The sequence below is a fragment of the Aequorivita todarodis genome (assembly GCF_028561335.1).
Taxonomy (GTDB): domain Bacteria; phylum Bacteroidota; class Bacteroidia; order Flavobacteriales; family Flavobacteriaceae; genus Aequorivita; species Aequorivita todarodis.
In genome coordinates this window covers 37524-61604 of sequence record NZ_JAQQTG010000010.1, presented here as the reverse complement: position 1 = coordinate 61604, position 24081 = coordinate 37524, and the positions used below count along the sequence as shown (strand labels likewise).

Genomic DNA, 24081 nt, shown 5'->3' with positions numbered 1-24081 from the left:
CTTCATCGTAGGATCTTCAATAATATTGCGACCATACTCCATAAAGAGCCCGACTCTCAAAAAAAATCTCGGGATTCTCACTTAGTTTAGTTTTCTAATGTCTGCCCGCGAACCGTAAACGGAACGCGGACATACGCTGTCAATTTCAATATCTCAATGAACTTTTCTCTATTTAAAAATAAAGAGTCAATTGTTGGTGGAACGGAGTTGAACCGTTACTATTATTTCCTTTTCACCATTTTTAAGACCGTGCCTATCTCTCTAAGCGGGTGCAAATATACAACGCCTTTTTTTAATCTACCAAACTAAATTTGATTTATTTTGAATGTTTTTTATTAACAGGTTTCAAGCGACTGAAAGCGACCAAATTATAAAACAAAAAAGTTTATAAAGTGATATTCAAGAAGTGAAAAAAAACAGGTAAAAACTTATATAGCCCTATAAAACCAAGCTTCTTCTCAAATTAGAAAGCATTCAAAAACTAAAAGAGCGAACCACAAAAATACTATCTTTAAAACTTCTGTGCAAACTGTTTTGCCTATTAGTTATTAACAGTTTTTTTTGTTCCAATGAGCGGTCAAATCCAGATAATCAATTGGAAACGCTGGAGCCTGGCGCTCCAGTATATTCTCCCGAAAGGATCTTTCGAGGATATCCTCAATTAAATAGTCTTCTTTTACTTCAAAAGGTTTGTACTCTTCTTTCAGGGAAATCTCAAAAAGATTGGCGGTGGTATTGTACCAAAAGGCACGCCAGCCAGTACGTAATTCTTTTACAAGATCATACGCGGTCCGGCCCGTTTGTCTGTGAATGAGTTTTACCAATATCTGACCTTCAGTGTGGGTCAATTTCTTTAGTTTGTCAGAAAACTCGCCTTCAATATAGTTCTGTACACGTTTGGTATATTTCCTTCTATCGCTTTTTTTCTCGATAGTTTTTAACCGTTCGGTCATTGTGGTCAATCTTTCGGCGGCAAGTTTTGCATACGGATAAACTTTTCTGGTCTTTCTGCGAAGTATTAAATACCGGCGTCTATCCTGTTCTGACATAAACTTTACTTTTTTAAGCAGATAGACTTCATCTAGATTAATCATTTCACGGGCAATGGTATCCCCTTCAACTATATAATACATAATCTCGGTGGAGTCTTTTTGCTTTTCAAGAGATCCCGTATCTACTTGACCATATAAGGCGGTTGCGCTAAACAGTACAATACATATATATATAGGTATGCTAATTTTCATTTAAACAGTTTTAATCAAAAAAGCTTTGTGTTATCCAAAAACGTTCCAAAAATAAGCAAATTGCGTTGTTGGGCTTAATAAGAAATCGCTAATTTTACCGAACATACATCTTTTTAGAAAAAATAATTTATGACTACTTCAATATTGAATGACAAATCACTGAAATTTTTAGAAGAATATTTAAACAATGCCTCCCCTACAGGCTATGAATGGGACGGCCAAAAGCTGTGGATGAACTACCTGAAACCCTACGTTGACGATTTTTTTACCGATACCTATGGAACTGCAGTGGGCGTTATAAACCCCAAAGCCGAATTTAAAGTGGTCATTGAAGGCCACGCCGACGAAATTTCCTGGTACGTTAATTATATCTGCGACAATGGATTGCTTTATGTTATAAGAAACGGCGGCAGCGACCACCAAATTGCGCCTTCAAAAATTGTAAACATCCACACTAAAAACGGAATTAAAAAAGGGGTTTTTGGCTGGCCCGCAATCCATACGCGCGATAAGGCCAAAGAAGAAGCCCCAAAACCCGAAAATATCTTTATAGATGTTGGGGCCAAGGATAAGGAGGAAGTTGAAAAGATGGGTATCCACGTGGGCTGTGTGATTACCTATCCCGATCAATTCCACGTTTTGAACGAGGATAAATTTGTATGCCGTGCATTGGACAATAGAATGGGCGGTTTTATGATTGCGGAAGTTGCCAGACTGCTGCACAAAAACAAAAAGAAACTTCCTTTCGGACTTTATATAACCAATTCCGTACAGGAAGAAATTGGGCTCCGTGGTGCCGAAATGATTGCAGAACGCATTAAACCCAACATCGCAATCGTAACGGACGTGACCCACGACACCACTACCCCGATGATAGACAAAAAGAAACAGGGACTGGCAGAGATTGGCTGCGGCCCCGTAATTGCTTATGCACCGGCAGTACAACAAAAGCTTCGGGATTTGATAGTGGATACGGCCGAAAAAAATATGATCCCCTTTCAACGTGCGGCGCTTTCCAGGGCTACGGGAACAGACACGGATGCCTTTGCATACAGCAACGGCGGCGTGGCAAGTGCCCTGATATCACTACCCTTGCGCTATATGCATACTACTGTTGAAATGGTCCACCGAAATGACGTTGAGAACGTGATTAAACTTATTTATGAAACGCTCCTTAATATAAAGGACGGGGAAACCTTCAACTATTTCGAATAAATTTCTAAGAATTAGGGTTTTACAACAAAATAATACCTTGTTGACAATCTTAAATGTAGTCCTTTTCAGATGAAAATTTGAGAAGGACTCTTTTTTGTTATATTTACCCCAAAATCCAGCAACCTTTGTTATTCAGCTCCTTTTCATTTGGATTGTTTCTTCCCATTACACTTCTGCTTTATTGGGCGGTTGGTTTTAAAAGAATAAAAATCCAAAATGCAATCCTGCTTCTTGCAAGCTACTTTTTTTACGGACTTTGGGATTGGCGCTTCCTGTTTCTTATTGTTGCAAGCTCATTGGTAGATTATTTTGCAGCACTCGCCATTAAAGGCACCGGTGAGAAAGGCAGGCAAAAACTTTTTCTTTACAGTAGTATTATTTGGAATTTGGGGGTTCTTTTCCTCTTTAAATATTACAACTTTTTTATAGATGAATTTGCACTGTTGTTTAACATGCAACAGGGCGAATATGCGTTCAGCACGTTGAATTTGATTCTTCCGGTAGGGTTGAGCTTTTATACTTTCCAGACAATGAGCTATACCATTGATGTATATAAAAACCGCATTGCTCCTACCCGAAACCTTCTCAATTTTCTCTGTTTTGTAAGCTTCTTTCCGCAGCTCGTTGCGGGGCCTATTGAAAAAGCCTCCGATCTGTTGCCGCAATTCAATAAAAAACGTGCTTTCAATACGGAAGAAGTAAAAGAAGGTTTACGGCAAATTTTATGGGGACTTTTCAAAAAAATGGTAATTGCAGATAACGCCGCGCTTATTGTAAACACGGTGTATGCAAGTCCCGAAGACTACGGCAGCCTGACACTGCTCTACGCTTCCGTGCTTTTCTTTTTTCAGATTTATGGCGATTTTTCGGGATATTCTGACATTGCGATTGGAACAGCAAAGCTCTTTGGTTTCAAACTGAGCAAAAATTTCAATATTCCATATTTGGCAAAAAGCGTTACCGATTTTTGGCAACGTTGGCATATCACACTCACACGGTGGTTTAATGATTATGTGTATTTTCCCATAATCCAAAAAAACCTACGCAACAGAATTCGTCGTAACGTGGCTATCTTTTTAACCATGGGGTTGATTGGCCTTTGGCACGGTGCCGATTGGACCTTTGTTATTTTCGGGGTGTTTCAGGGGGTCTTGATAATTTTGGAGCGTACTCCCTTGACGAAAAACCGGAAATCCAGCCTATTTCACCAATCGCCGATACCGAGGTTTTTGCTGCCAATTTTCACCTTTGTCTTTATCACTGCATCCAGCATACTTTTCAGAAGTCAAAATATTGAGGAAGCGGAAATTGTTTTAAAAAGAATTTTTTCCTTTATTCCGAGCGAAAATTTTGGGGCGATGGTAAACAAAAAATTCCTGATTTTCGTTTTTATAATGATGGCGTCAGAAATAATAACAAGACTAAAAGATTTCCCGTTGGCCCAAATTGACGGGTATATCAACAAACCTACGCGCTGGATTATTTATTACATTTTCATTTTTTTAATTTTCCGATATGCCGGGCCGAAAGAAGACTTTATCTATTTTCAGTTTTAGCGAGACACAACTTCGCTTTTTAAAATATTGCCTGGGCTTCTTTATTCCGGTGGTCATCGCTTATTTTATTTTGGAATTGCTGGTTTTAAACATTCCTATCAATTACAAAGTTTTTGGCAACTACCTAAACACGCATGCTAAGGAAATTGAAGTAATGGGTTTGGGGTCTTCACAGATGAAATGTGGCTTTAATCCCGCATTTTCAGAGAAAATTGCCATAAACCTGAGTTCCACTTCACAACATCACAACGAAGATTTTCATATTCTGAAAGGAACCAAAGATAGGCTTCCGAAGTTAAAATATGTTTTACTGGAAGTTTCCTACAATCATTTGGAACTACCGCACCATTCCGCCGATTACTGGAAAAACACGATCTATCTGAAGTATTACGGCGTAAACGCCTTTGAAAGGCCCACGTGGTTTAAGGATCGATTGGTTTATCTCTCAAATACACGTTTCTACTCCTATAAGCTTATGGAATATTATGTGTACAAATCCAGCTCCCAAAAGCTCAACGAATATGGTTTTGACACCAATAATTATAACGGCGATTTCAAAAAGTTGAATTATAATGAATCGAAAATCGCAACTAATAAATTCAAAATAATAACCCGGGAGGATCCAACAATTTTCAAAGAGAACACAGCTTTTTTATTTGAAATGTTGGAGTATGCAAAAGCGGAAAATTTAAAGGTTGTTGTCTGCACACTCCCGCTTTATAAAACTTATTTAAAAGAAAGAAATCCAAACATCGTTCGCCGTCGAGACAGTGTATTAACGGTTATCAAAAATAAATACGACAACGTGATTCTCCTAAACAAGGAAACCGACACCATCAATTTTACGGTATATGATTTTCTGAATGAAAACCACCTGAACCCAGATGGAGCAAAGAAATTCACCGCTTTAGTGAACCGCAGACTCGACAGTCTAAACTAACTCTTTTTTAATTTTTCAAAATAGATCTTCGCTTCTTTTATCACTTTCGGGGCGAGAATTATAGTCGCTGTCATCGTAGGAATTGCCATCAATGCAAAGAAGGTATCTATCAGATTAATCATCATGCTCAAAGAAGTGGTAGCTCCCACAAGGATGCTCAGTATGTAGAAATAATTATATATCCCCATATTTTTTGCGCCAAAAAGAAAGGACATACACTTGCTGCCGTAATAGGAATAGGAAAACAACGAAGAAATACTGAAAATTGCAATACAGGCCAATAGGGCATATTTTCCAAAATACGGAATACTTTCCTCAAAAGCCGAAGCCGTTAAGCTAACGCCGTTTGCATCGCTGCTCTGCCAAACGCCCGTAACCAAAATTGCCAGCGCAGTTAGGGTACAGATGATCAACGTATCAATTGCCGGGCCCAACATCGCCACCAAACCTTCACGAATAGGTTCGTTGGTTTTTGCCGCCCCGTGGGCCATGGGCGCCGTTCCTATTCCCGCTTCGTTTGAAAAGGCCCCGCGACGGATTCCCAAAAGGATGATCCCGCCAATAACGCCGCCTAAAAATGCATCCCCCTTGTAAAAATTTGCCGAGAAGGCATCCGTGAAAATCAATCCCAGATATTTCGGGACTACGTCTATGTGGACCCCAAGAATAATAAGTACCAAAGCAAAATAAAGCAAGACCATGGCGGGCACCATTTTGGAAGCCGTTTTGCTGATTCGGGAAAGGCCTCCCAAAATGATAATGGCGGTTAGTGAAGCCAAAACCAAACCGATTATCAAATCGGTTTTAAACCCGCTGTATAGTCCAGCGGGCTTCAAGAGTATGTCGTTGATGGCCTGTGTAAGTTGGTTTACGTTAAAAACCGGCAAAGCACCGACCAATCCCGCAACGCTGAAAAAAATGGCCAATGGCATCCACTTTCTGCCCAAGCCCTCCGTAATAAAATACATTGGGCCACCTTGGATCTTTCCTTCGCTATCCTTTCCACGATAGAGAATGGCGAGTGTTGCCGTAAAAAACTTGGTGGACATCCCAATAACGGCACTCACCCACATCCAAAAAACGGCACCGGGCCCGCCAATGGCAATGGCTACGGCTACCCCAGCAATATTACCCATTCCCACAGTGGCGGAAAGCGCGGTAGTCAAAGCTTGAAAATGGGTTATTTCGCCAGCGTCACTTTCGTTGTCATATTTTCCGCGGAGTACGGCCAGGGCGTGTCCCAAATATCGAAAGGGTAAAAACTGGATTCGGATCAAAAGATACAATCCGCCGCCTATCAATAGTATCAAAAGTGGTAAACCCCATGCCAAGGAGGCTATTTCAGCAATTAAATTATCTATTTTTTCCAAGGTTGGTTTTTAAATATTTACAACGAATGTAGGGTTAAAATTTTTAAAATTAACAGGGAAATTGTTACTTGCAGCGCCAAATGAAGAATCGACTAACCATTTTCCTTCTTTTTGTGCCTTTTTTTTCCTTCGCCCAAACAGCGCAGGATTGGAAAAAAAGTGCGCTTACCTTTACCCCTGAAATCCTTTTCGGAAAAACGATGGAGGCCAATGATGGTTTTCCCGATACAAAATTGCAAAAGCAAGTTATTTTAAGTTTTGGGCGAAATCATACAAACAATCCACAACAATGGGCGCAGCGATTGAAAATGCCAAAGACTGGTCTTTCCATTGGGGTTACTGATTTTGGAAACCTGGACAGTTTGGGGCTGGGGTTTACGGCAATGCCGTTTATTGAGTTTAAAGCTTTTGGAAGTGATCGTTGGAAAATTCTGACTGGAATGGGCGCTTCCTATTTCACAAAAAAATTCGATGCGGAAACAAACCCGAAAAATCAAGCTGTTACAACCGATATTACTTGGGCTTTTCGGCTGTATCTCAACTATCAATTCCTTTCAACAAAAAACATAGACTGGCGCACGGGCATAGGTTATTCACACCATTCCAATGGCCATACGCGCTTGCTGAACCAAGGATATAATTCGTTTTTGGTAAGCCTTTCGGCTGATATTAAAAATCCTTTAAACCGCCCCGAAAAGGCCCAAAGCGCAACCAGTCCTGAGTATAAGAAAACGGTATATAATTATTTTGCCGTACGCGCCGGGCTGGGCCGAAATGTTTTTGCCTTGGCGTTTAACGACAAAAAAAGTGTGTACACCATTGCTGGGGAATATGGCAAGGTTTACAACAACACCTTTAAAGTTGGGATAGGCTTTTACTATCGTTTTTACCAACATTATTACGATTATATTGAAGGAAATGAGTCTTTGGTGCAGCCGGGAAGAGAGTTTGATTATTTTAGAAGCAATCCTTGGTACTACTCCACCAACCTCGGTTTAAGCCTTCACGGGGAAATATTCTTGAACCACGTGGGCATCGACCTGCAGCTGGGTATTAATTTCCATAAACCCGCTTACAAAATGGAATGGCGGATTAATGAAGGTTGGGACAATACGCCCCGGGAAATTTCAGATACTTGGGTTTTGGGAACGCTGGATGGAACCTACAAAAAGAAAAACCGAATTTCCTCCAGATTGGGTCTTAAGTATTATTTAATCGGAATGGAAAAGGCACCGAAAAATAATTTTTATTTAGGGGCTAATCTCAACGCTAATTTAGGACAAGCCGATTTTACTGAATTGAGTTTCGGGTATGTCCACAATTTTAATTTGAAAACACGGGCAGGGCAATAAATATGGACAAATTTATTGCTTACTTCAATTATACCACATCAGCCACATATCCCACTTTTATCAAGCGTAGCAGGTACTTACGGCATAAAATTGTTATGCTGTTTTTCATTCTCCATTTTTTTTATATATTTTCGGCAATAGGCCAAGGCCAACAAAAATGGTTAGACAATTCGTTGCTATTCAATACGGAAATTCTCTTTGGAAAAACACTGGAAGCCAATGTTGATTTTCCAAAAACAAAGCAACAGAAGCAATTAATTTTTAATATTGGCAGGTATCAATCCACAAATACCCAAGAATGGTCCCAATGGTTAAAAGGCCCCAAAACCGGGTATTCTTTTGGAATTACCGATTTTGGGAATAAGGATAGTTTAGGACTGGCATTTTCGTTGATGCCCTTTATAAAATTTAAAGCTTTCAAAAGTGATGGTTTTAGCATACTTGCCGGGATGGGCGCTTCCTATTTCACAAAAAAATATGAAGCTGACAAAAACCCGAGAAACCAAGCGGTAACTACAGATATTACCTGGGCTTGCCGCATGTATTTATACTATCAGTTTTTCACTTCAAAAGATATTGATTTGCAGTTGGGGATGGGTTATTCGCATCATTCCAATGGGCATACGCGCCTGCATAACAAAGGGTTTAATTCGTACCTACTGAGTCTTTCAGCAGATATAAAAAATCCAATAAATAAAACCGGATCAACAGATTTTGTAGCGGACTCCACGTTGACAAAAACGGCCTATAATTATTTTGCGGCCCGTGGAGGTTATGGACAGAACTCTTTCGCATTAGCTTTTAACGAAAAAAAATATGTTTACACTTTTGCCGGCGAATACGGGCGTGTTTATAACAATACCCTAAAAGTTGGAATTGGTTTTTATTTCAGGTTTTACGAACATTATTACGATTACATAAAAGAGAACGAATGGCTGGTTCGCAATGGAAAGGAATATGACTATTTTAAAAGCGCTCCTGTATATTATTCCACAAATTTGGGACTTAGCCTAAATGGTGAGATTTTAATGAATCACATAGGTGTTGATCTCCAAATAGGATTTAATCTGCACAAACCGGCTTATAAATTAGAATGGCGAATAAACAAAGGATGGGACAACACGCCAAGAGAAATTCCGGATGGCTGGGTCCTTGGAAACTTTGATGGCTTTTATAAGTTTAAGGAACTCATTTCCGGTAGATTGGGCTTAAAGTATTATATGTTTGGGATGGAAAAAAAGCCTAAAAACAATTTGTATATCGCGGCCCATATAAATTCAAATTTGGGGCAAGCAGATTTTTCTGAACTAAGTTTAGGTTATGTCCACAGCTTTAATTTCCGCGACAGCGCAATTCCTTAGTTTTTAGAGAGGTAGGCCAGTACGTTGCTCTTAATACGTTCTTGAATGTTTGAAACATCTGCCTTTACAAATTTTTCACCGGTAATATTTTCGTAGAGCTCAATATATCTTTCCGAAACGGTCTCAATATATTCATCACTCATATACGGTACCTTCTGCCCTTCCAACCCTTGAAAACCATTTTGGATCAACCATTGGCGGACAAACTCTTTCGAAAGTTGTTTCTGTGGCTCGTTGTTTTTTTGGCGTGCTTCATACCCTTCGGCGTAAAAATAGCGCGAGGAATCCGGCGTGTGTATTTCATCAATCAACACAATTTTGCCATCCTTCGTTTTTCCGAATTCATATTTTGTATCCACCAAAATCAATCCTCTCTTGGCAGCAATCTCGCTTCCCCGCTGAAACAGTTTGTGGGTATAGTCTTCCAGCTGAAGATAATCCGCTTCGGAAACAATTCCGCGTTTTAAAATATCCTCCCGGGAAATATCTTCGTCATGGGCGCCCATTTCGGCTTTGGTTGCCGGTGTGATTATGGGTTGCGGAAACTTGTCGTTTTCCTTCATTCCCTCGGGCATGGCAACCCCGCAGAGCATGCGTTTTCCTGCTTTGTATTCCCGCGCCGCGTGACCGCTTAGATACCCGCGGATTACCATTTCAACCTTAAAAGGTTCGCAGGCCTCGCCAATGGCGACGTTTGGATCTGGAGTTGCTATCAACCAATTGGGCACCAAATCTTCGGTATCGCGCATCATTTTGGTCGCAATCTGGTTCAGGATTTGGCCCTTGTACGGAATTCCCTTTGGCATCACTACATCAAAAGCGCTCAGCCTGTCCGTGGCAACCATTAAAAGTAGGTCGTTTTCCAAAGTATAAACCTCACGGACTTTTCCGTGGTAAACACTTTTCTGTCCGGGAAAATTGAAATTTGTTGCGATTATTGTATTTGGCATTTGGGATTCGTTAATTCGTTAATTTGTTAATTCGGGACCTGCCTGCCAGAGGCACGACAGGCAGGTTCGTTAATTTGTGATTTGTGTTCCGATAGCGATCGGGATGTGATTTGTGATTTGAAAAAACAAAAACAATCAAACTGAAAATTTGTAATTTAATCTACGTTTTCAATTTTCTTATAGGCGGCAATCACTTCTTTCACCAAACGGTGGCGGATTACATCTTTGTCGTCCAGATAAATCATTCCCACGCCTTTCACGTCCTTTAAAACCAGCAAGGCTTCCTTCAACCCAGAAATAACACGGCGCGGAAGGTCAATCTGTCCGGGATCGCCCGTTATCATAAACTTGGCGTTTTTTCCCATACGGGTCAAAAACATTTTCATTTGGGCGTGGGTGGTGTTTTGGGCTTCGTCCAAAATTACAAAAGCATTGTCCAAAGTCCGCCCGCGCATAAATGCCAAGGGCGCAATCTGTATTACCCCGGTTTCAATATGCGACGCCAATTTCTCCGCAGGAATCATATCGCGGAGCGCATCGTACAACGGTTGCATATACGGATCCAGTTTTTCCTTTAAATCTCCTGGAAGAAACCCTAAGTTCTCTCCGGCTTCAACCGCAGGTCTTGTTAAGATAATTCGTTTTACCTCCTTGTCTTTCAGCGCCTTAACAGCAAGCGCTACACCTGTGTATGTTTTTCCGGTTCCGGCCGGACCCACGGCAAAAACCATATCGTTTTTACTCATTAAAGCTACCAATTTTCGTTGATTGGCTGTCTGTGCCTTTACGGGTTTGCCGCTTACGCCGTGTACGATTGTTTCGCCGCTGCCCACTGGCGTTTCATATTCCTCTTTGTTTCTGCTCAACAATACCCGTTCTATTACATTTTCGTCAATCTTGTTGTATTTGGAATATTGCTCCAAAAGCATGCTGATGCGGCGGTCAAACTCCTCCAGTTCGTCTTCATCGCCATAGGTTTTGATTTTGTTTCCCCGTGCCACAATTTTCAGTTTGGGAAAATATTTTTTAAGAAGGTCAATATTAGCGTTTTCAAGACCGAAGAAATCCCTTGGGCTAATCTCTGTAAGTTCGATGATAAGTTCGTTCAAAAGGCGTGCTTTTTTATTATTTAGAATATGCAAAAAATAGTTTTGCCACTAACAAAAGTAACCTATTTTTGTGGTAACTCTTTTAAGAAAATATCAACAATCCGCATATGCCAATAATCACACTTACTACTGACTTTGGAGAGAAAGATCACTTTGTGGGTGCGGTAAAAGGAACAATTTATACCGAAATGGAGGATGCCAAAATTGTTGATATCTCGCATTCCATTTCGCCGTTCCACCTTCACGAGGCCGCATACATAATTCAAAATGCCTACAAAAGTTTTCCGCAGGGAAGCATCCATATTATTGGGGTAGATTCTGAGTTAAATCCTGAAAATAAGCATATTGCGGTTTTGATGGATGGACATTATTTTGTGTGTGCGGACAACGGGATCATCTCCATGCTCACTTCGGAAATACGGCCTGAAAAAATTGTTGAAATAAATATCCACGACCGTATAATCAGCAATTTTCCCGTTTTGGATGTTTTTGTGAAGGTTGCCAGCCACATTGCGCGCGGCGGCACATTGGACGTGATCGGCAAAAATATTACGGAAATAAAGGAATTGACGGGAATACGCCCAGCAGTCAGCAATACGATGGACCAAATAAACGGCACTATAATTTATATTGACAATTATGGCAATGTGATCAGCAACATAACAAAGAAATTATTTGACGAAGTAGGGCGTGGAAGAAATTTTGTGATAAATGCCAGAACGGTGAGTCTCAACAAAATACACACCCATTACAGCGATGCCATCAACTTTGACAATCCGCCCGGAAAGCGTGAGGAAGACGGCAAAAAACTGGCCCTTTGGAATTCATCAAACTATCTGGAGCTGGCTATTTATAAAAGCAGTTCCAAAACGGTGGGAAGCGCTTCCTCGCTCTTTGGCCTGGATTATAGGGATGCGATAATGGTCAATTTTAGTTCCTAAAATAGATAAACATGTTCACAAGAATTGTAAAAATGGAATTTCAAAAGGAAAAGATTCCTGCTTTTCTGGCTAATTTTGAAACCGTAAAAGAAAAGATCCGAAATTTCCCGGGTTGCACTTTTCTGGAACTTTACAAGGATAAAAATGACGAAACAATCTTTTTCACCTATAGCCGTTGGAATGATGAAACCGATTTGGAAAACTACCGAAACAGCCAACTTTTCAAAGAAGTCTGGAGCGTAACAAAGCCGATGTTCAGAGCTAAAGCGGAAGCTTGGAGCGTGGATACTGTTGTTAGTTTGTAGTTTAAGGGATGAGGGATGAGGGATGAGGGATGAGGGATGAGGGATGAGGGATGAGGGATGAGGGATGAGGGATGAGGGATGAGGGATGAGTTTAGAAGTTTAGAAGTTTAGAAGTTTAGAAAAATTTAAAAAATCTTTGCGCCTTTGCGAGAAAAAAAATGGTATCAATAATAAAACGCGAAATAAACTCCTTTTTTTCCAGCACCATTGGGTATTTGGTGATTGCCGTGTTTTTGGTGATCAATGGGCTGTTTCTTTGGGTTTTTAGCGGAAATTACAACATCCTCGATTCGGGTTTTGCGGACCTTTCCCCCTATTTTGAACTTGCGCCTTGGGTATTGTTATTCCTGATTCCCGCAGTATGTATGCGCGCCTTTAGCGACGAAATGAAAATGGGCACGCTGGAGCTTTTGTTGACGAAACCCATTTCGCTGAAACAAATCGTTTTGGGAAAATATTTTGGCGCGGTCATTTTAATAGTCATTGCGTTAATTCCAACAATTTTATACGTTTTTACAATTTCAGAATTGGGCAATCCGCCCGGCAATTGGGATGTGGGCAGCACCATTGGCTCCTATATTGGGTTGCTGTTTTTGGTGTTTGCCTATACTTCCATCGGGATATTTTCATCCACGCTTTCGCAGAACCAAATTGTCGCTTTCATCATTGCGGTATTTCTGTGTTTTGCGCTCTATTATGGGTTTGAGGGCTTTACTTCCTCCACTTTCGATATTTCAAATTTGGGAATGAAGGCGCATTTTGACAGCGTGGCGCGCGGCGTTTTGGACACGCGCGATTTGATTTACTTTTTGAGCGTAACGGTGTTTTTCATTGCGCTGACCATTTTTAAATTGAAGAAACAATAATGAAGGCTTCAATTAAAAAAAATATCGTTTCAATAGCCGTTTTGGTCGGAGGTTTGCTTCTTTTGAACTTCCTCGGAAACTATTTCTACAAACGCTTCGACCTTACGCAGGACAAGCGTTTTACCCTTTCCGAAGAAGCAAAGGGAATTGTTGACCAAGTAAATTCCCCGCTAATTGTCGATGTTTTTCTGAAAGGAAATTTTCCACCGGAATTCCGAAGGCTACAAAGTGAGACCGAGCAGCTGTTGGACGAATTTTCAGCCTACAATAACAATATTAAATTTGAGTTTATCAATCCCACCGAAAAAGGCAACGAAGCCTTTCAATCGCAATTTGAAAAATTTGGGTTGACGCCCGCACAGATTTCCGTAACCGAAAGCGGCAAGCAAAGCACCGAACTTGTTTATCCATGGGCGTTGGCGCATCACGATGGCAAAACGGTTAAAATTCCGCTGCTGAAAAACCAATTGGGTGCCACTTCTGAAGAACGCGTGAATAGTTCGCTTCAAAATTTGCAGTATGCCTTTGCGGATGGGTTTAAAAAATTGGCAACGGAAAAATCCAAAAAAGTAGCTGTTCTGAAAGGAAACGGAGAATATGACGATCGCTATATTGCCGATTTCTTCGGAACGCTTCGGGAGTATTATTTTATCGCGCCCTTTACCTTGGATTCGGTCGCAACCAACCCTGAAAAGACACTGAAAGTCTTGGAGGGTTTTGATTTAATCGTTGCGGCCCAACCTACGGAACCATTCAGCGATGCCGAGAAATATGTGCTGGACCAATTCATTATGAACGGGGGTAAATCGCTGTGGTTGCTGGATGCAACACAGATGCAAACCGATACCGTTACCGGGAAAACCTTTGTCTTCGGAAAGGATTTGAATTTGAATGATTTCTTCTTTAAATACGGAATCCGCATCAATCCAAATTTGGTAAAAGATGTGTATTCGGCCCCTATCGTTCTGGCAAGTGGCGACGAACGCGAAGCGCAGTACAACCGCTATCCGTGGTTCTTTAGTCCGTTGAGCAGCAGTGCAAACAATCACCCCATAGTTTCAAACATCGAGGCCGTTAAATTTGATTACGCCAGTGCCATCGATACGCTGCCGAACAACATTAAAAAGACCGTGCTGCTTTCCACCTCGCCTATTTCGAAAATCGTGGGACTGCCCTTCCCTATTGACTTTGATGTGGAAATCCCGAAGAATTTACAGGTAGTGAACGAAGGCCCAAACCCAAACGAGTACAATGCCGGGGAAATTCCGCTTGCGGTTTTGCTGGAAGGAAAATTCACTTCTGTATTTAAAAATCGTGTGAAACCTTTAAAGTTGAAAGGGGACCTAAAAAATATTGACGACGGAAAGGAATCAAAAATGGTGGTAATCAGCGACGGCGATATAATTAAAAACCAAATGCAGGGCAATCGTCCGCTCGAACTTGGCTTCGATAAAATGACCAATCAATTTTACGGCAACAAGGAATTTTTGCTAAATACGGTCAATTACCTTTTGGACGACAGCGGACTTATAAACATTCGCACGCGGCAAATTGCGGTGCCATTTCTCGATCCGCAAAAAACCGTGGAACAACGTGCAAAGTGGCAAATGCTTAACCTGCTGTTACCGTTGGGCTTACTGGCGCTTTTCGGAATTGCTTTTACCTTCTACCGCAAACGCAGATATACCCGCTAAATGTTGATAAGTTTGTTTTAACAAACACTTCAATTGAAATATATTTGTAAAACGACATAAAATAATAGGATAACCTTAAAAAGATTTCCGCCTTCGCGGGAAAAAATTATGAAATTCATCGTATCGAGTTCGTATTTATTAAAGCAACTGCAAGTTTTGGGCGGTATTATCAACAACAACAATACCCTGCCTATTTTAGATAATTTTCTTTTCAGCTTAGACAAAAAATCGCTTACCGTTTCCGCTTCCGATTTGGAAACCACCATTTCCAGCAAATTGGAGGTAGAAAGCACTGAAAAAGGGATGATTTGTGTTCCCGCAAGACTTTTGCTGGAAACGCTGAAGACATTTCCCGAGCAGCCTTTAACGTTTACCGTTGAAGATAACAATACCATAGAGATCAGTTCCAATCACGGTAAATACGCCTTGGCATACGCTAGTGGCGAGGAATTTCCAAATGCGGTGGAATTGAAGGATCCTTCCTCAACCGTGGTGCAGGGAGATATATTGGCGACCGCTATCAGCAAAACGATTTTTGCTTCCGGAAATGATGATTTACGCCCAGTGATGAGCGGGGTCTTCTTTCAGTTTTCAACAGACAACCTGGTTTTTGTGGCAACCGATGCACACAAATTGGTAAAATATACCCGCGACGACATCAGCGCTTCGCAAACTGCGGAATTTATTATGCCAAAAAAACCGTTGAACCTTTTAAAAAGCATACTTGCAGGCAGCGAAGAAGATGTTATTATTGAATACAACGAGAGCAATGCCAAGTTCATTTTTGAAAATACCGAAATGGTTTGCCGCTTGATCGATGGAAAATACCCGAACTACGAAGCGGTTATTCCGAAGGAAAACCCCAATAAATTGGTTATCGATAGAAACCAGTTTTTGAATTCCGTGCGCCGTGTTTCCATCTTTTCCAGCAAAACCACACATCAGATCCGTTTGAAAATTGCGGGTGCCGAACTGAACATTTCCGCAGAGGATATCGACTACAGCAACAAAGCCGAAGAGCGCTTGACCTGCGATTACCAAGGCGACGATATGCAGATTGGCTTCAACAGCCGTTTCTTAACGGAAATGTTGAACAACCTTACAAGCGACGAAGTTTCCTTGGAAATGAGTCTGCCCAACCGCGCAGGAATTTTAACTCCCGTAGATGGATTGGATGAGGGCGAAACGGTTACGATGCTTGTGATGCCGGTGATGCTGAATAATTAGAAACCCCTCCGCCAAAATAGGGATTGTTATTTTATAAAGAAATATAAAGTCTGCCATAGTGGTGGACTTTTTTTATTTCTGGAATTTTTGATGACAGAATGCCCCTCATTTCGATGTGTAGTTAGTTTAATTCTTAAAATCAATAATAACTAAAACTACACACATGAAAAACTTAAAAACAATTTGCATTCTTTTTCTTTCGGTATTGATCGTTTCCTGTTCCAAAAAAGATGACGGAGACGGTGGCGGAAGCGCTCCCGAGGCAGAATTTAGTGCCACAATCAATGGCGGAGGCTTTGGCAGCAATTATGCTTCCAATTTGGGTTTCTATTCAAGCGATTACAGCGACAACGGATTGACCCTTGCGGTAACTGATGCCAACACAAACATTGTACGCATTTTTTTAAACCAAACGGGAGGTTTTGGAAGTGGAATTACCAAAATTGTTGGGGATGTGGCTACCAATGGGTTCGTAACTGGCGTTATAATTCGCGATCAAACCAATCAGGTAACCTATGATGCTTCCGACGGAGAGATAAATATCACGGAAAACCGTGAAAATCCCGAAAACGAGGATGGACGTTTAATCTCAGGAAACTTTACCATTACTGCAACTTCAGGTGCAGGACCTACGGTTACTATGACAGGAAATTTTAAAAATTTTGCTTATTGAGGGATACAGCTTTTAGAAATTAAAAATAGCAGCCTTCGCGCTGCTTTTTTAATGGCAACTTTGCCAGTATTTATTTTCCAAAGTTAACCGTACCTTTGCAGCCAATGACACACACAGACACCATAGTGGCAATGGCAACCCCAGCGGGTGCGGGGGCAATAGCGGTAATTCGTCTTTCGGGACCGGATGCAATTGCTATTGCTTCTTCCCTATTCACTTCCGTTTCAGGGAAAGAGCTTGCAAAACAGAAAACCCACACCGTGCATTTGGGCCATATAAAGGACGGCGAACGCGTGATTGATGAAGTGCTCGCCACTATATTTAAAGACCCAAACAGTTATACGGGCGAGGATGTGGTTGAAATTTCGTGCCACGGGAGCAATTACATTCAGCAGGAAATTTTACAGTTATGCCTTCGGAAGGGTTGCAGAATGGCGCAAGCGGGCGAGTTTACACTTCGTGCTTTCCTCAACGGAAAAATGGATTTAAGCCAAGCCGAAGCGGTTGCAGATTTAATTGCCAGCGACAGCGCTGCCAGCCATCAATTGGCAATGCAACAAATGCGCGGCGGATTTTCCTCTGAAATTAAAAAACTACGCGAAGAGCTTTTGAATTTTGCTTCTCTAATAGAATTGGAGCTCGATTTCGCAGAGGAAGATGTAGAATTCGCCAATCGGGAAGAATTTCAGAAACTTATTTCAAAAATAACCCATGTTCTGAAGCGACTTATAGATTCCTTCGCCACGGGCAACGTGCTGAAAAATGGTATTCCCGTAGCGATTGTGGGCGAACCGAATGTGGGGAAATCTACCCTGCTAAATGCCTTGCTTAACGAGGAAAGAGCGATTGTAAGCGATATTGCCGGAACCACCCGCGATACCATTGAAGATGAAATTACCATTGGCGGCATCGGCTTCCGGTTTATTGATACGGCAGGAATTCGTGATACGCAAGATGTTATTGAAGGTCTTGGAATTCGGAAAACTTTTGAGAAAATAGACCAGGCGCAGGTAGTTATTTATCTTTTTGATGCGGAAAAATTCAAGATTCAAGGTTCAAAATTTAAGATTGAAATTGAAACTATTAAAAATAAATATCCTCTTAAAAACCTTGTGATTGTTGCTAATAAAGTTGACAAACTTTCAGAAGAAGAAATTGTTAATCTTCAATCGTCCATCGTCAATTTTCAATTATTATCTGCTAAAACAAGTCAAGGAGTTGAAGAACTTCAGAATAAATTATTGGAATTTGTAAACACCGGCGCCCTTCGCAACAATGAGACCATCGTCACCAACAGCCGCCATTACGATGCGCTTTTGAAGGCTTTGGAAGAAATCAACAGAGTACAGCAAGGCATTGATAGTGGTTTAAGTGGAGATTTGTTGGCCATAGACATTCGGCAGGCCCTGCATTATTTTGGTGAAATCACCGGTGAAATCTCCAACGATGAACTGTTGGGGAATATATTTGCTAATTTTTGCATCGGGAAGTAAACCGCCTTCCATCCCAATATAGATCTACTTAAATCCTACATAACCCAAATAAAGGATTTGAGGTTTAATCATATTTCGTCAGGTTATAATCTTAATTATCTCTCATATTTGTCAGGTCATCACCGGACCAACAATAACTGGTCTACCGAAAATCTAATCTCTCCGTACCCACCATAGCCTTAGCGACGGAGAAACCTTTCACCCCCATTTCCGTTTTCGACTTCGACTTCAATTTCGATTTCCCTTTACGTCTGCCCTTTCCCAACTATCACGAATACTTAATAAAATTCATTAGATTTGTATATCGCGAATCGCGAATCACAAATCGAAAACAATGAAGAGACATAGCGGAATGCGCCCCCACGACATACTCATTCTTTTAAAAATTCTGGCAAAAGGTAAAGAGCAATGGTATATGAAGGATCTTGCCAATGAGCTTTACATCAGTCAGAGTGAAGTTAGTGAGTCATTGAACAGAAGCGTAATGGCTGGCTTAATAGCAAGTAACAAAAAGAGACTGCTTACTTCAGCCATACAGGAATTTATCTTTTACGGAATAAAATATGTGTATCCGCAAAAACCTGGGGCAATGGTTCGAGGTGTACCTACAGCACATAGTGCTATGCCATTAGCAAAAAATATACAAAGCAACCAAAAATATGTATGGCCCTATAGTCAAGGTGATCAACGAGGTTTTGCAGTAGAACCGCTGCATCCCAATGTTCCAAAAGCTTGTTTAGAAGATGAAAAGTTATATGAATTATTGGCTCTGTTGGATGCTATAAGGTTGGGAAATGTTAGGGAGCAAAAAATGGCAATGGATGAATTAAAACTAAGGCTTAATTAGTATGAAAAATACGATCATCCATAAAATGGTCATTCAGAAAGTTGCAAATGCCCTGCGCGACCTAAACAACCAAGTAATTTACGTAGGTGGGGCAACAGTAAGCTTATATTGTAACGACCCCGCTGCAGACGACGTACGTCCTACAAAGGATATTGATATAGGTATAAAAGTAGCTTCCCTAGCGCAGTTAGAGGAAATTAGGGAAGAACTCGTAAAAAGAGGATTTAAACAAACAGCCGATTTAAATGTAATATGTCGTTTTAAACTCGACGATATTATGGTTGACGTTATGGCAACAAAGCCAATAGGCTGGGCACCGGCAAACCCGTGGTTTGAAGAAGGTTTCAACAACCTGCAAAAAATTGATATTGATGGCACTATAATTCAGATAATGCCCCTAACCTACTTTCTGGCAAGTAAATTTACCGCACATTTAGACCGGGGTGGCACAGACCCACGATTCAGCCACGATTTTGAAGATATAATATACGTCCTCGACAACCGCACCGATTGGCACAAAATAGTAAATGAAGAAACAGGAAAGGTAAAAACCTTCCTCTTACAACAACTTCAAGAAATAAAGGAAAACCCAAAACTCCAAGAAGCAATATTGGCCAATCTATATTTTGAAACCCAAGAAGATCGATTTCAAAAAATAATGGATAAGATCAATTTTTGCTTGAGAGAGGAATAAATAGCCATAGGATTCTCAGAATTTCAACAGGACTATCTCATAAAGTGTGTAGGTTAAAAAAAGGGGAGACCGGCTCCCGCTTTTTTGGACAGATTTAAAGTGGCACTTAAAATTTATCCGTTTTGATTGAATAATTCTTGAAATAGAGATTTATTCTCTAAAGAAAAACCCGTTGGAAATTATAACCATTTAGGCCTTAAACAAAGCCCTATCCTATTTAATATGCAAGTCCAATTGCGGAAAGGCAATCACAATGTCATTTTCGGTGAATTTTTTATTGACAATGATCCGAATATCGCTTTTCATTTTTTCAATCCTGAAGCTGTCCCTACTGTAAAAGAGCAGTTGAAAATCTAATGAGGAAGCGCCAAAACCCGCTAACCTTGCCTCCACATGTTCCCCTTTATAAATATCCGGATGGTCCGTAGCACATTCTTCCAAAAGTCTTATCACCTTATCCACATCGCTTCCGTAAGCCACGCCCACGTTAATTGAAAACCGTGTTTTTTTGGATTGATGGCTCCAGTTGATCACCTTGTTTGTGGTAATCAATGAATTGGGAATAATAATAGAAATATCATTGCGGTCAAGCCCCTTTGACGTACGCAGACCGATGGTTTGTATCCTTACGATTTCGGTATCGATCTCTAACACATCCCCAACCTTTATAGACCTTTCCGACAGTAAAATGATACCTGAAATAACATCATTAAATGTTTGCTGCAATCCCAACCCTACCCCCACCAAAAGAGCCGCAGATCCAGCCAATAAAAGTGTGATCTTTACCCCAAAGGCATCTAAAATAAGGCTGATGGCAATGACCCATAGTATATATTTTATTATTTGAAATATGGCATAGGTTGTACCAGTATCTATTTTTTTGGTTTTCGATTCCCGGAAAAGAATTTTCTTGATGATCCACAGTAATATTGCCGTAACGACTAAAATTAGTAAAACAACCACGAGGTTATGTACACGTATAAAGTGGTCGCCCCAGCGGAAGATTTCAAAATCCAGTATTTCTTTTAAAGTGTCCATCGATTGTGCCCTAATTCAAAAATCCCAATTATGGATTATTTCACATATACGGTCTTCCTGTTTACAAATTCCATAATGCCATCCTTGGCAAGTTCCCGGCCGTAACCAGAACGTTTTTCGCCTCCAAAGGGCAGTCTCGGGTCGCTTTTTACCAATTCATTTATAAAATAGGCGCCATCGCTCACTTCGCCGGCACAAGCAAGGGCTTTTTTAATATCGGTGGTACAGACCGTAACACCCAGTCCGAATTTCGATTGCTCAGAAAGGGCAAAGGCCTCCTCAATAGTCTTTACTTTAATCATTGCTGCCAAAGGGCCAAAGGTTTCCTCGTCAAAAGCGGGCATTCCGGGTTTTACGTTGCCCAAAACAGTGGGCTCGTGGTAGGCTCCATTTTGTTTTCCGCCCAAAATTAGTTTTGCCCCTTTTTTTATGGAGGCTTGTACCTGTTTTTGCAATTCGTCTGCCAAATCCTCGCGGGCAAGCGTTCCCACTTTGGTATCTTCCTCCAACGGGTCTCCGGATTTGAGTTCTATGACGCCCTTTGTGAATTTTTCAACAAATTCGTCATAAATACCTTCCATTAATATGAAGCGTTTTGCGGCTATGCAACTTTGGCCGCAGTTCAGCATTCGGGCAGTGAGTGCCGTAGCTACGGCTTTGTCGATATCGGCATCGTCCCAAACTATAAAGGCGTTGTTGCCGCCCAATTCCAGCAAACTCTTTTTGATATATTTTCCCGAAATCTGCGCCACCGCAGCTCCTGCCCTTTCGCTTCCGGTAAGGGTAACTGCCTTTACCGCATCGTGGGCAATAATAACTTCTGTTTTGTCGTGGTGGATTATCAAATTCTGAAAAACGTCTTCGGGAAAACCTGCCTTTTTAAAAACGCCCTCTATCTGTTCGGCGCAGCCAAAAACATTGGATGCGTGTTTGAGCAGCCCAACATTTCCAGCGGTCAAGGTTGGGGCGGCATACCGAAACACTTGCCAAAAGGGAAAATTCCACGGCATAATGGCAAACACGGTACCTATTGGGTCGTGGCGCACAAAGCTTTTTTGGGCATCGGTTTCAATGATTTCGTCTGCCAAAAATGTTGACGCATTTTCGGCGTAATAATCACAGACCCAAGCGCATTTGTTCACTTCGGCACGCGATTCGGTTATGGGTTTGCCCATTTCCAACGTTATCATTTTGGCGTATTCTTCCACGTTGTCCTTGAGCACTTGTCCTGCTTTCTTCATCAAAGCAGCCCTTTCTTTCAAAGGTACCTTTCGCCATTTCTCAAAAGCTTTTTCAGAATTTTCCAACTTTTTGTGCAATTGGGCATCGGTCAATCCTTTATACGTATGTATTTCCTTCCCGTTGTAGGGATTTATGCTTTTAAATTCCATAACTATTTCCCGTAACTGCGGGAATCTCATTTTTAAGTTAAACTTTTTTTATACCAAACCTGACAGGTTTAATCTTGAATCTTGAATCTTGAATCTTGAATCTTGAATTACTTCGTAAGACTTCCAATAATTTCCGGTTGCTCGGTTTTGTCCTCCAAAACGGTGGACGCATAATTGCCCTTAATAGCGTTTATCCAGGTTTTGGCACGTTGGGTAAGCTGAAAATTATCGGTCATCATCCTGCCGCGGGTCACTAAAATTCCCATATCGGCGCCTTCATAAAGATAATCGCCAGCATTTGTTATACGAAGGAAAAATGCTTCGCTCTCGCTTTCCACGGCACGCCTGTGCGTATCCATTCTGTTAAATTGGATATGGCCATTGTCAAAAATTCGCCAGATGCCGGAACGCGGGGCTTCCGTTACCTTTTCAATGGTTTTTTTGGTGTGTTTTATTATCAACTGGCTCCAGCTATCGGTATTTTCCTGTTTTGCCCAACGCGCGTTGAGGGCGTCCAAATTCAACTCATAATCCACGTCCATCCATTCCAAAATATGGAACAGATAGAGCGGGGCATCGGCCAAAGCGAATACGGCGTGGTTGGTAATGGAACTGGCGCCAGTAATCCGTGGGTTCAATTCACCCAAATATATTTCGCCGTTGTCCTGGTCTATCAAAAAGTCGAGCTCAAAATAGCCTTTGTAGCCTTCCTTTCTCAACTGGTCGCCAAACAGTTGGGTATATTCCCGGGCCTTTTTTCGAAGGGTGGGCGTAAAGGAATCTGGGTAGATTTCGTTTCCGCACCAGCCGCCTTTGTACGGGGTAAGTTCCTTAAAGCCAACCAATTCGGTCATTAGCGGTGCAACGATGGTGCCGTGGCGCGTAACGCAGGCCTCAATGGCCGAACCGCGACAGTTGATGCGCTTCATAATTTTCACTTCTTTTTCGGCTTCAATTTCCTCTGCATGCTTTTTGTATTCCGCTTCGTTTGAAATAAAGAAAGTAGTGTGCCCAGAATCGCCGAAAGGGGTTTGGATTACCAAATCGTCGCCCAATTTTTTGGAGACTTTTTGAAGGTGCGCGTAATCATTCACTTTGGAAAGTACGTACGGAACGCAAGCTACGCCCGCCTTTTCGGCAATTCGGTTGGTGTTTACCTTGTTGTCCATTGCCGTGCGCATTTTTGCGGAAGGAAATATCACTTCCAGCCCCAATTTCTTGGCGAGTTTTTCGGTCTTTTCGGTAAACATCAAAAACATTACCTTTCCCGCCTTTCTTCCCTTTTTTCTCGACCTTATATATTCCTGCACTTCGGGATGCTGCAAAAGATAATTGTTGATGTCCTCGATGCTTTCAAACTCATCGTGTGGAATTTCTTCCTTAGGTGAAAAAACATTAGGATGAAGCCCGTCAAAGCATTCAATATAATTGATGAATTTGAAACCCTTTATCCACTCATCCGCGCCCAAAAGATTGAAATTCGTAGCGCTTATAAAATAAATCGGAGTTTCGTTTTTATAAAAGAAACGACGGATATCGGGAATTCCATTGAGTACAGGTTTTGGCTTTTCTGCCTTTTTTGAAACCATTGCCTTGTCCTTGCTTTTGGACGAAGCTTTCGACTTTGATTTCGTTTTGGATTTCGTACTGGTTTTTGGTTTATCGGTACTCATATTATTTGGTATTAAATTAAAAATTGTTTTAAGTTGATTTGAAAAATTCAAATCTTGGGTTGTATTAACCACAAAGAACACAGAGCTTTACACAGAGGTCACAAAGTTTCTTTGCTTCATTTTCGGTTTCGCCCCGATAGCT

At 41.2% G+C, this 24081-nt stretch carries 21 protein-coding genes; 14 read left to right on the top strand and 7 right to left on the bottom strand.

The genetic code is table 11. The annotated features are described in order from the left end of the window. Positions 1–548 precede the first annotated feature (548 nt). On the bottom strand, positions 549–1244 hold the full coding sequence (locus POV26_RS04555) for a DUF4294 domain-containing protein (protein WP_272855289.1): 696 nt from the start codon (positions 1242–1244) through the stop codon (positions 549–551). A 129-nt stretch (positions 1245–1373) separates the two neighbouring features. Between POV26_RS04555 and POV26_RS04550 the strand changes: the two genes are divergently transcribed. From POV26_RS04550 to POV26_RS04540, 3 genes are all read left to right on the top strand, one after another. Further along, entirely contained in the window at positions 1374–2459 is a 1086-nt protein-coding gene (locus POV26_RS04550) for a M42 family metallopeptidase (protein ID WP_272855288.1), read from the top strand. A 125-nt stretch (positions 2460–2584) separates the two neighbouring features. After that, complete coding sequence (locus tag POV26_RS04545; protein ID WP_272855287.1) at positions 2585–4015, top strand: MBOAT family O-acyltransferase; 1431 nt, start codon at positions 2585–2587, stop codon at positions 4013–4015. Beyond that, positions 3975–4955, top strand: a complete 981-nt coding sequence (locus POV26_RS04540) for a hypothetical protein (protein ID WP_272855286.1) — start codon at positions 3975–3977, stop codon at positions 4953–4955. Before POV26_RS04545 ends, POV26_RS04540 begins: the two co-directional genes overlap by 41 nt. Here POV26_RS04540 and POV26_RS04535 read toward each other — a convergent pair. Beyond that, on the bottom strand, positions 4952–6325 hold the full coding sequence (locus POV26_RS04535) for an alanine/glycine:cation symporter family protein (RefSeq protein ID WP_272855285.1): 1374 nt from the start codon (positions 6323–6325) through the stop codon (positions 4952–4954). The two genes, POV26_RS04540 and POV26_RS04535, sit on opposite strands and share 4 nt — an antisense overlap. A gap of 80 nt (positions 6326–6405) precedes the next feature. Between POV26_RS04535 and POV26_RS04530 the strand changes: the two genes are divergently transcribed. Both POV26_RS04530 and POV26_RS04525 read left to right on the top strand, forming a co-directional pair. Next, positions 6406–7677, top strand: coding sequence for an acyloxyacyl hydrolase (locus tag POV26_RS04530; RefSeq protein ID WP_272855284.1), 1272 nt, complete (start codon positions 6406–6408; stop codon positions 7675–7677). A gap of 2 nt (positions 7678–7679) precedes the next feature. After that, a complete protein-coding gene (locus tag POV26_RS04525) occupies positions 7680–9038 on the top strand; it encodes an acyloxyacyl hydrolase (RefSeq protein ID WP_272855283.1) in 1359 nt (452 codons plus the stop codon). On the opposite strand, the gene POV26_RS04520 is transcribed toward POV26_RS04525, so the two are convergent. Both POV26_RS04520 and POV26_RS04515 read right to left on the bottom strand, forming a co-directional pair. Continuing rightward, complete coding sequence (locus POV26_RS04520) at positions 9035–9988, bottom strand: phosphoribosylaminoimidazolesuccinocarboxamide synthase (protein WP_272855282.1); 954 nt, start codon at positions 9986–9988, stop codon at positions 9035–9037. The two genes, POV26_RS04525 and POV26_RS04520, sit on opposite strands and share 4 nt — an antisense overlap. A gap of 155 nt (positions 9989–10143) precedes the next feature. Continuing rightward, complete coding sequence (locus POV26_RS04515) at positions 10144–11097, bottom strand: PhoH family protein (RefSeq protein ID WP_272855281.1); 954 nt, start codon at positions 11095–11097, stop codon at positions 10144–10146. A gap of 107 nt (positions 11098–11204) precedes the next feature. Here POV26_RS04515 and POV26_RS04510 point away from each other — a divergent pair, with 107 nt between their 5' ends. The 9 genes from POV26_RS04510 to POV26_RS04470 all read left to right on the top strand — a co-directional run bounded on the left by POV26_RS04510 (position 11205) and on the right by POV26_RS04470 (position 19837). Then, entirely contained in the window at positions 11205–12038 is an 834-nt protein-coding gene (locus POV26_RS04510) for an SAM hydrolase/SAM-dependent halogenase family protein (protein ID WP_272855280.1), read from the top strand. An 11-nt stretch (positions 12039–12049) separates the two neighbouring features. Next, a complete protein-coding gene (locus tag POV26_RS04505; protein ID WP_272855279.1) occupies positions 12050–12343 on the top strand; it encodes a putative quinol monooxygenase in 294 nt (97 codons plus the stop codon). 158 nt (positions 12344–12501) lie between these two features. Further along, entirely contained in the window at positions 12502–13209 is a 708-nt protein-coding gene (gene gldF / locus POV26_RS04500) for a gliding motility-associated ABC transporter permease subunit GldF (protein WP_272855278.1), read from the top strand. Beyond that, positions 13209–14903, top strand: a complete 1695-nt coding sequence (gene gldG, locus POV26_RS04495) for a gliding motility-associated ABC transporter substrate-binding protein GldG (RefSeq protein ID WP_272855277.1) — start codon at positions 13209–13211, stop codon at positions 14901–14903. The genes gldF and gldG overlap by 1 nt, the downstream gene beginning before the upstream one ends. A gap of 108 nt (positions 14904–15011) precedes the next feature. Then, positions 15012–16130 (top strand): DNA polymerase III subunit beta, encoded by a 1119-nt coding sequence (gene dnaN / locus POV26_RS04490; protein ID WP_272855276.1) that lies wholly within the window; start codon positions 15012–15014, stop codon positions 16128–16130. A 163-nt stretch (positions 16131–16293) separates the two neighbouring features. Further along, entirely contained in the window at positions 16294–16803 is a 510-nt protein-coding gene (locus POV26_RS04485) for a hypothetical protein (RefSeq protein WP_272855275.1), read from the top strand. Positions 16804–16907: 104 nt separating this feature from the next. Beyond that, on the top strand, positions 16908–18296 hold the full coding sequence (mnmE, locus tag POV26_RS04480) for a tRNA uridine-5-carboxymethylaminomethyl(34) synthesis GTPase MnmE (protein WP_272855274.1): 1389 nt from the start codon (positions 16908–16910) through the stop codon (positions 18294–18296). A 334-nt stretch (positions 18297–18630) separates the two neighbouring features. After that, positions 18631–19143 carry a hypothetical protein gene (locus POV26_RS04475; protein WP_272855273.1) on the top strand — a complete coding sequence of 171 codons (513 nt, stop codon included), beginning with the start codon at positions 18631–18633 and terminating at the stop codon, positions 19141–19143. 1 nt (position 19144) lies between these two features. Further along, positions 19145–19837, top strand: a complete 693-nt coding sequence (locus tag POV26_RS04470) for a hypothetical protein (RefSeq protein WP_272855272.1) — start codon at positions 19145–19147, stop codon at positions 19835–19837. A 213-nt stretch (positions 19838–20050) separates the two neighbouring features. Here the strand turns inward: POV26_RS04470 and POV26_RS04465 are convergent, their stop codons facing one another. From POV26_RS04465 to POV26_RS04455, 3 genes are all read right to left on the bottom strand, one after another. Continuing rightward, a complete protein-coding gene (locus POV26_RS04465) occupies positions 20051–20875 on the bottom strand; it encodes a mechanosensitive ion channel family protein (protein ID WP_272855271.1) in 825 nt (274 codons plus the stop codon). 35 nt (positions 20876–20910) lie between these two features. Continuing rightward, the gene (locus tag POV26_RS04460) at positions 20911–22266 is read right to left on the bottom strand and encodes an NAD-dependent succinate-semialdehyde dehydrogenase (RefSeq protein ID WP_272855291.1); all 1356 of its coding nucleotides are present in this window, start codon (positions 22264–22266) and stop codon (positions 20911–20913) included. Positions 22267–22373: 107 nt separating this feature from the next. Beyond that, a complete protein-coding gene (locus POV26_RS04455; protein WP_272855270.1) occupies positions 22374–23939 on the bottom strand; it encodes a biotin carboxylase in 1566 nt (521 codons plus the stop codon). Between the last annotated feature and the right edge of the window lie 142 nt (positions 23940–24081).

Coding starts and splice junctions, on each gene's coding strand:
- gldG (WP_272855277.1), top strand. CDS start 13,209: ATGAAGGCTTCAATTAAAAAAAATATCGTTTCAATAGCCGTTTTGGTC.
- POV26_RS04485 (WP_272855275.1), top strand. CDS start 16,294: ATGAAAAACTTAAAAACAATTTGCATTCTTTTTCTTTCGGTATTGATC.
- dnaN (WP_272855276.1), top strand. CDS start 15,012: ATGAAATTCATCGTATCGAGTTCGTATTTATTAAAGCAACTGCAAGTT.
- POV26_RS04510 (WP_272855280.1), top strand. CDS start 11,205: ATGCCAATAATCACACTTACTACTGACTTTGGAGAGAAAGATCACTTT.
- POV26_RS04475 (WP_272855273.1), top strand. CDS start 18,631: ATGAAGAGACATAGCGGAATGCGCCCCCACGACATACTCATTCTTTTA.
- POV26_RS04550 (WP_272855288.1), top strand. CDS start 1,374: ATGACTACTTCAATATTGAATGACAAATCACTGAAATTTTTAGAAGAA.
- POV26_RS04555 (WP_272855289.1), bottom strand. CDS start 1,244: ATGAAAATTAGCATACCTATATATATATGTATTGTACTGTTTAGCGCA.
- POV26_RS04540 (WP_272855286.1), top strand. CDS start 3,975: ATGCCGGGCCGAAAGAAGACTTTATCTATTTTCAGTTTTAGCGAGACA.
- POV26_RS04530 (WP_272855284.1), top strand. CDS start 6,406: ATGAAGAATCGACTAACCATTTTCCTTCTTTTTGTGCCTTTTTTTTCC.
- POV26_RS04465 (WP_272855271.1), bottom strand. CDS start 20,875: ATGGACACTTTAAAAGAAATACTGGATTTTGAAATCTTCCGCTGGGGC.
- POV26_RS04470 (WP_272855272.1), top strand. CDS start 19,145: ATGAAAAATACGATCATCCATAAAATGGTCATTCAGAAAGTTGCAAAT.
- POV26_RS04505 (WP_272855279.1), top strand. CDS start 12,050: ATGTTCACAAGAATTGTAAAAATGGAATTTCAAAAGGAAAAGATTCCT.
- POV26_RS04525 (WP_272855283.1), top strand. CDS start 7,680: ATGGACAAATTTATTGCTTACTTCAATTATACCACATCAGCCACATAT.
- POV26_RS04455 (WP_272855270.1), bottom strand. CDS start 23,939: ATGAGTACCGATAAACCAAAAACCAGTACGAAATCCAAAACGAAATCA.
- POV26_RS04520 (WP_272855282.1), bottom strand. CDS start 9,988: ATGCCAAATACAATAATCGCAACAAATTTCAATTTTCCCGGACAGAAA.
- POV26_RS04460 (WP_272855291.1), bottom strand. CDS start 22,266: ATGGAATTTAAAAGCATAAATCCCTACAACGGGAAGGAAATACATACG.
- gldF (WP_272855278.1), top strand. CDS start 12,502: ATGGTATCAATAATAAAACGCGAAATAAACTCCTTTTTTTCCAGCACC.
- mnmE (WP_272855274.1), top strand. CDS start 16,908: ATGACACACACAGACACCATAGTGGCAATGGCAACCCCAGCGGGTGCG.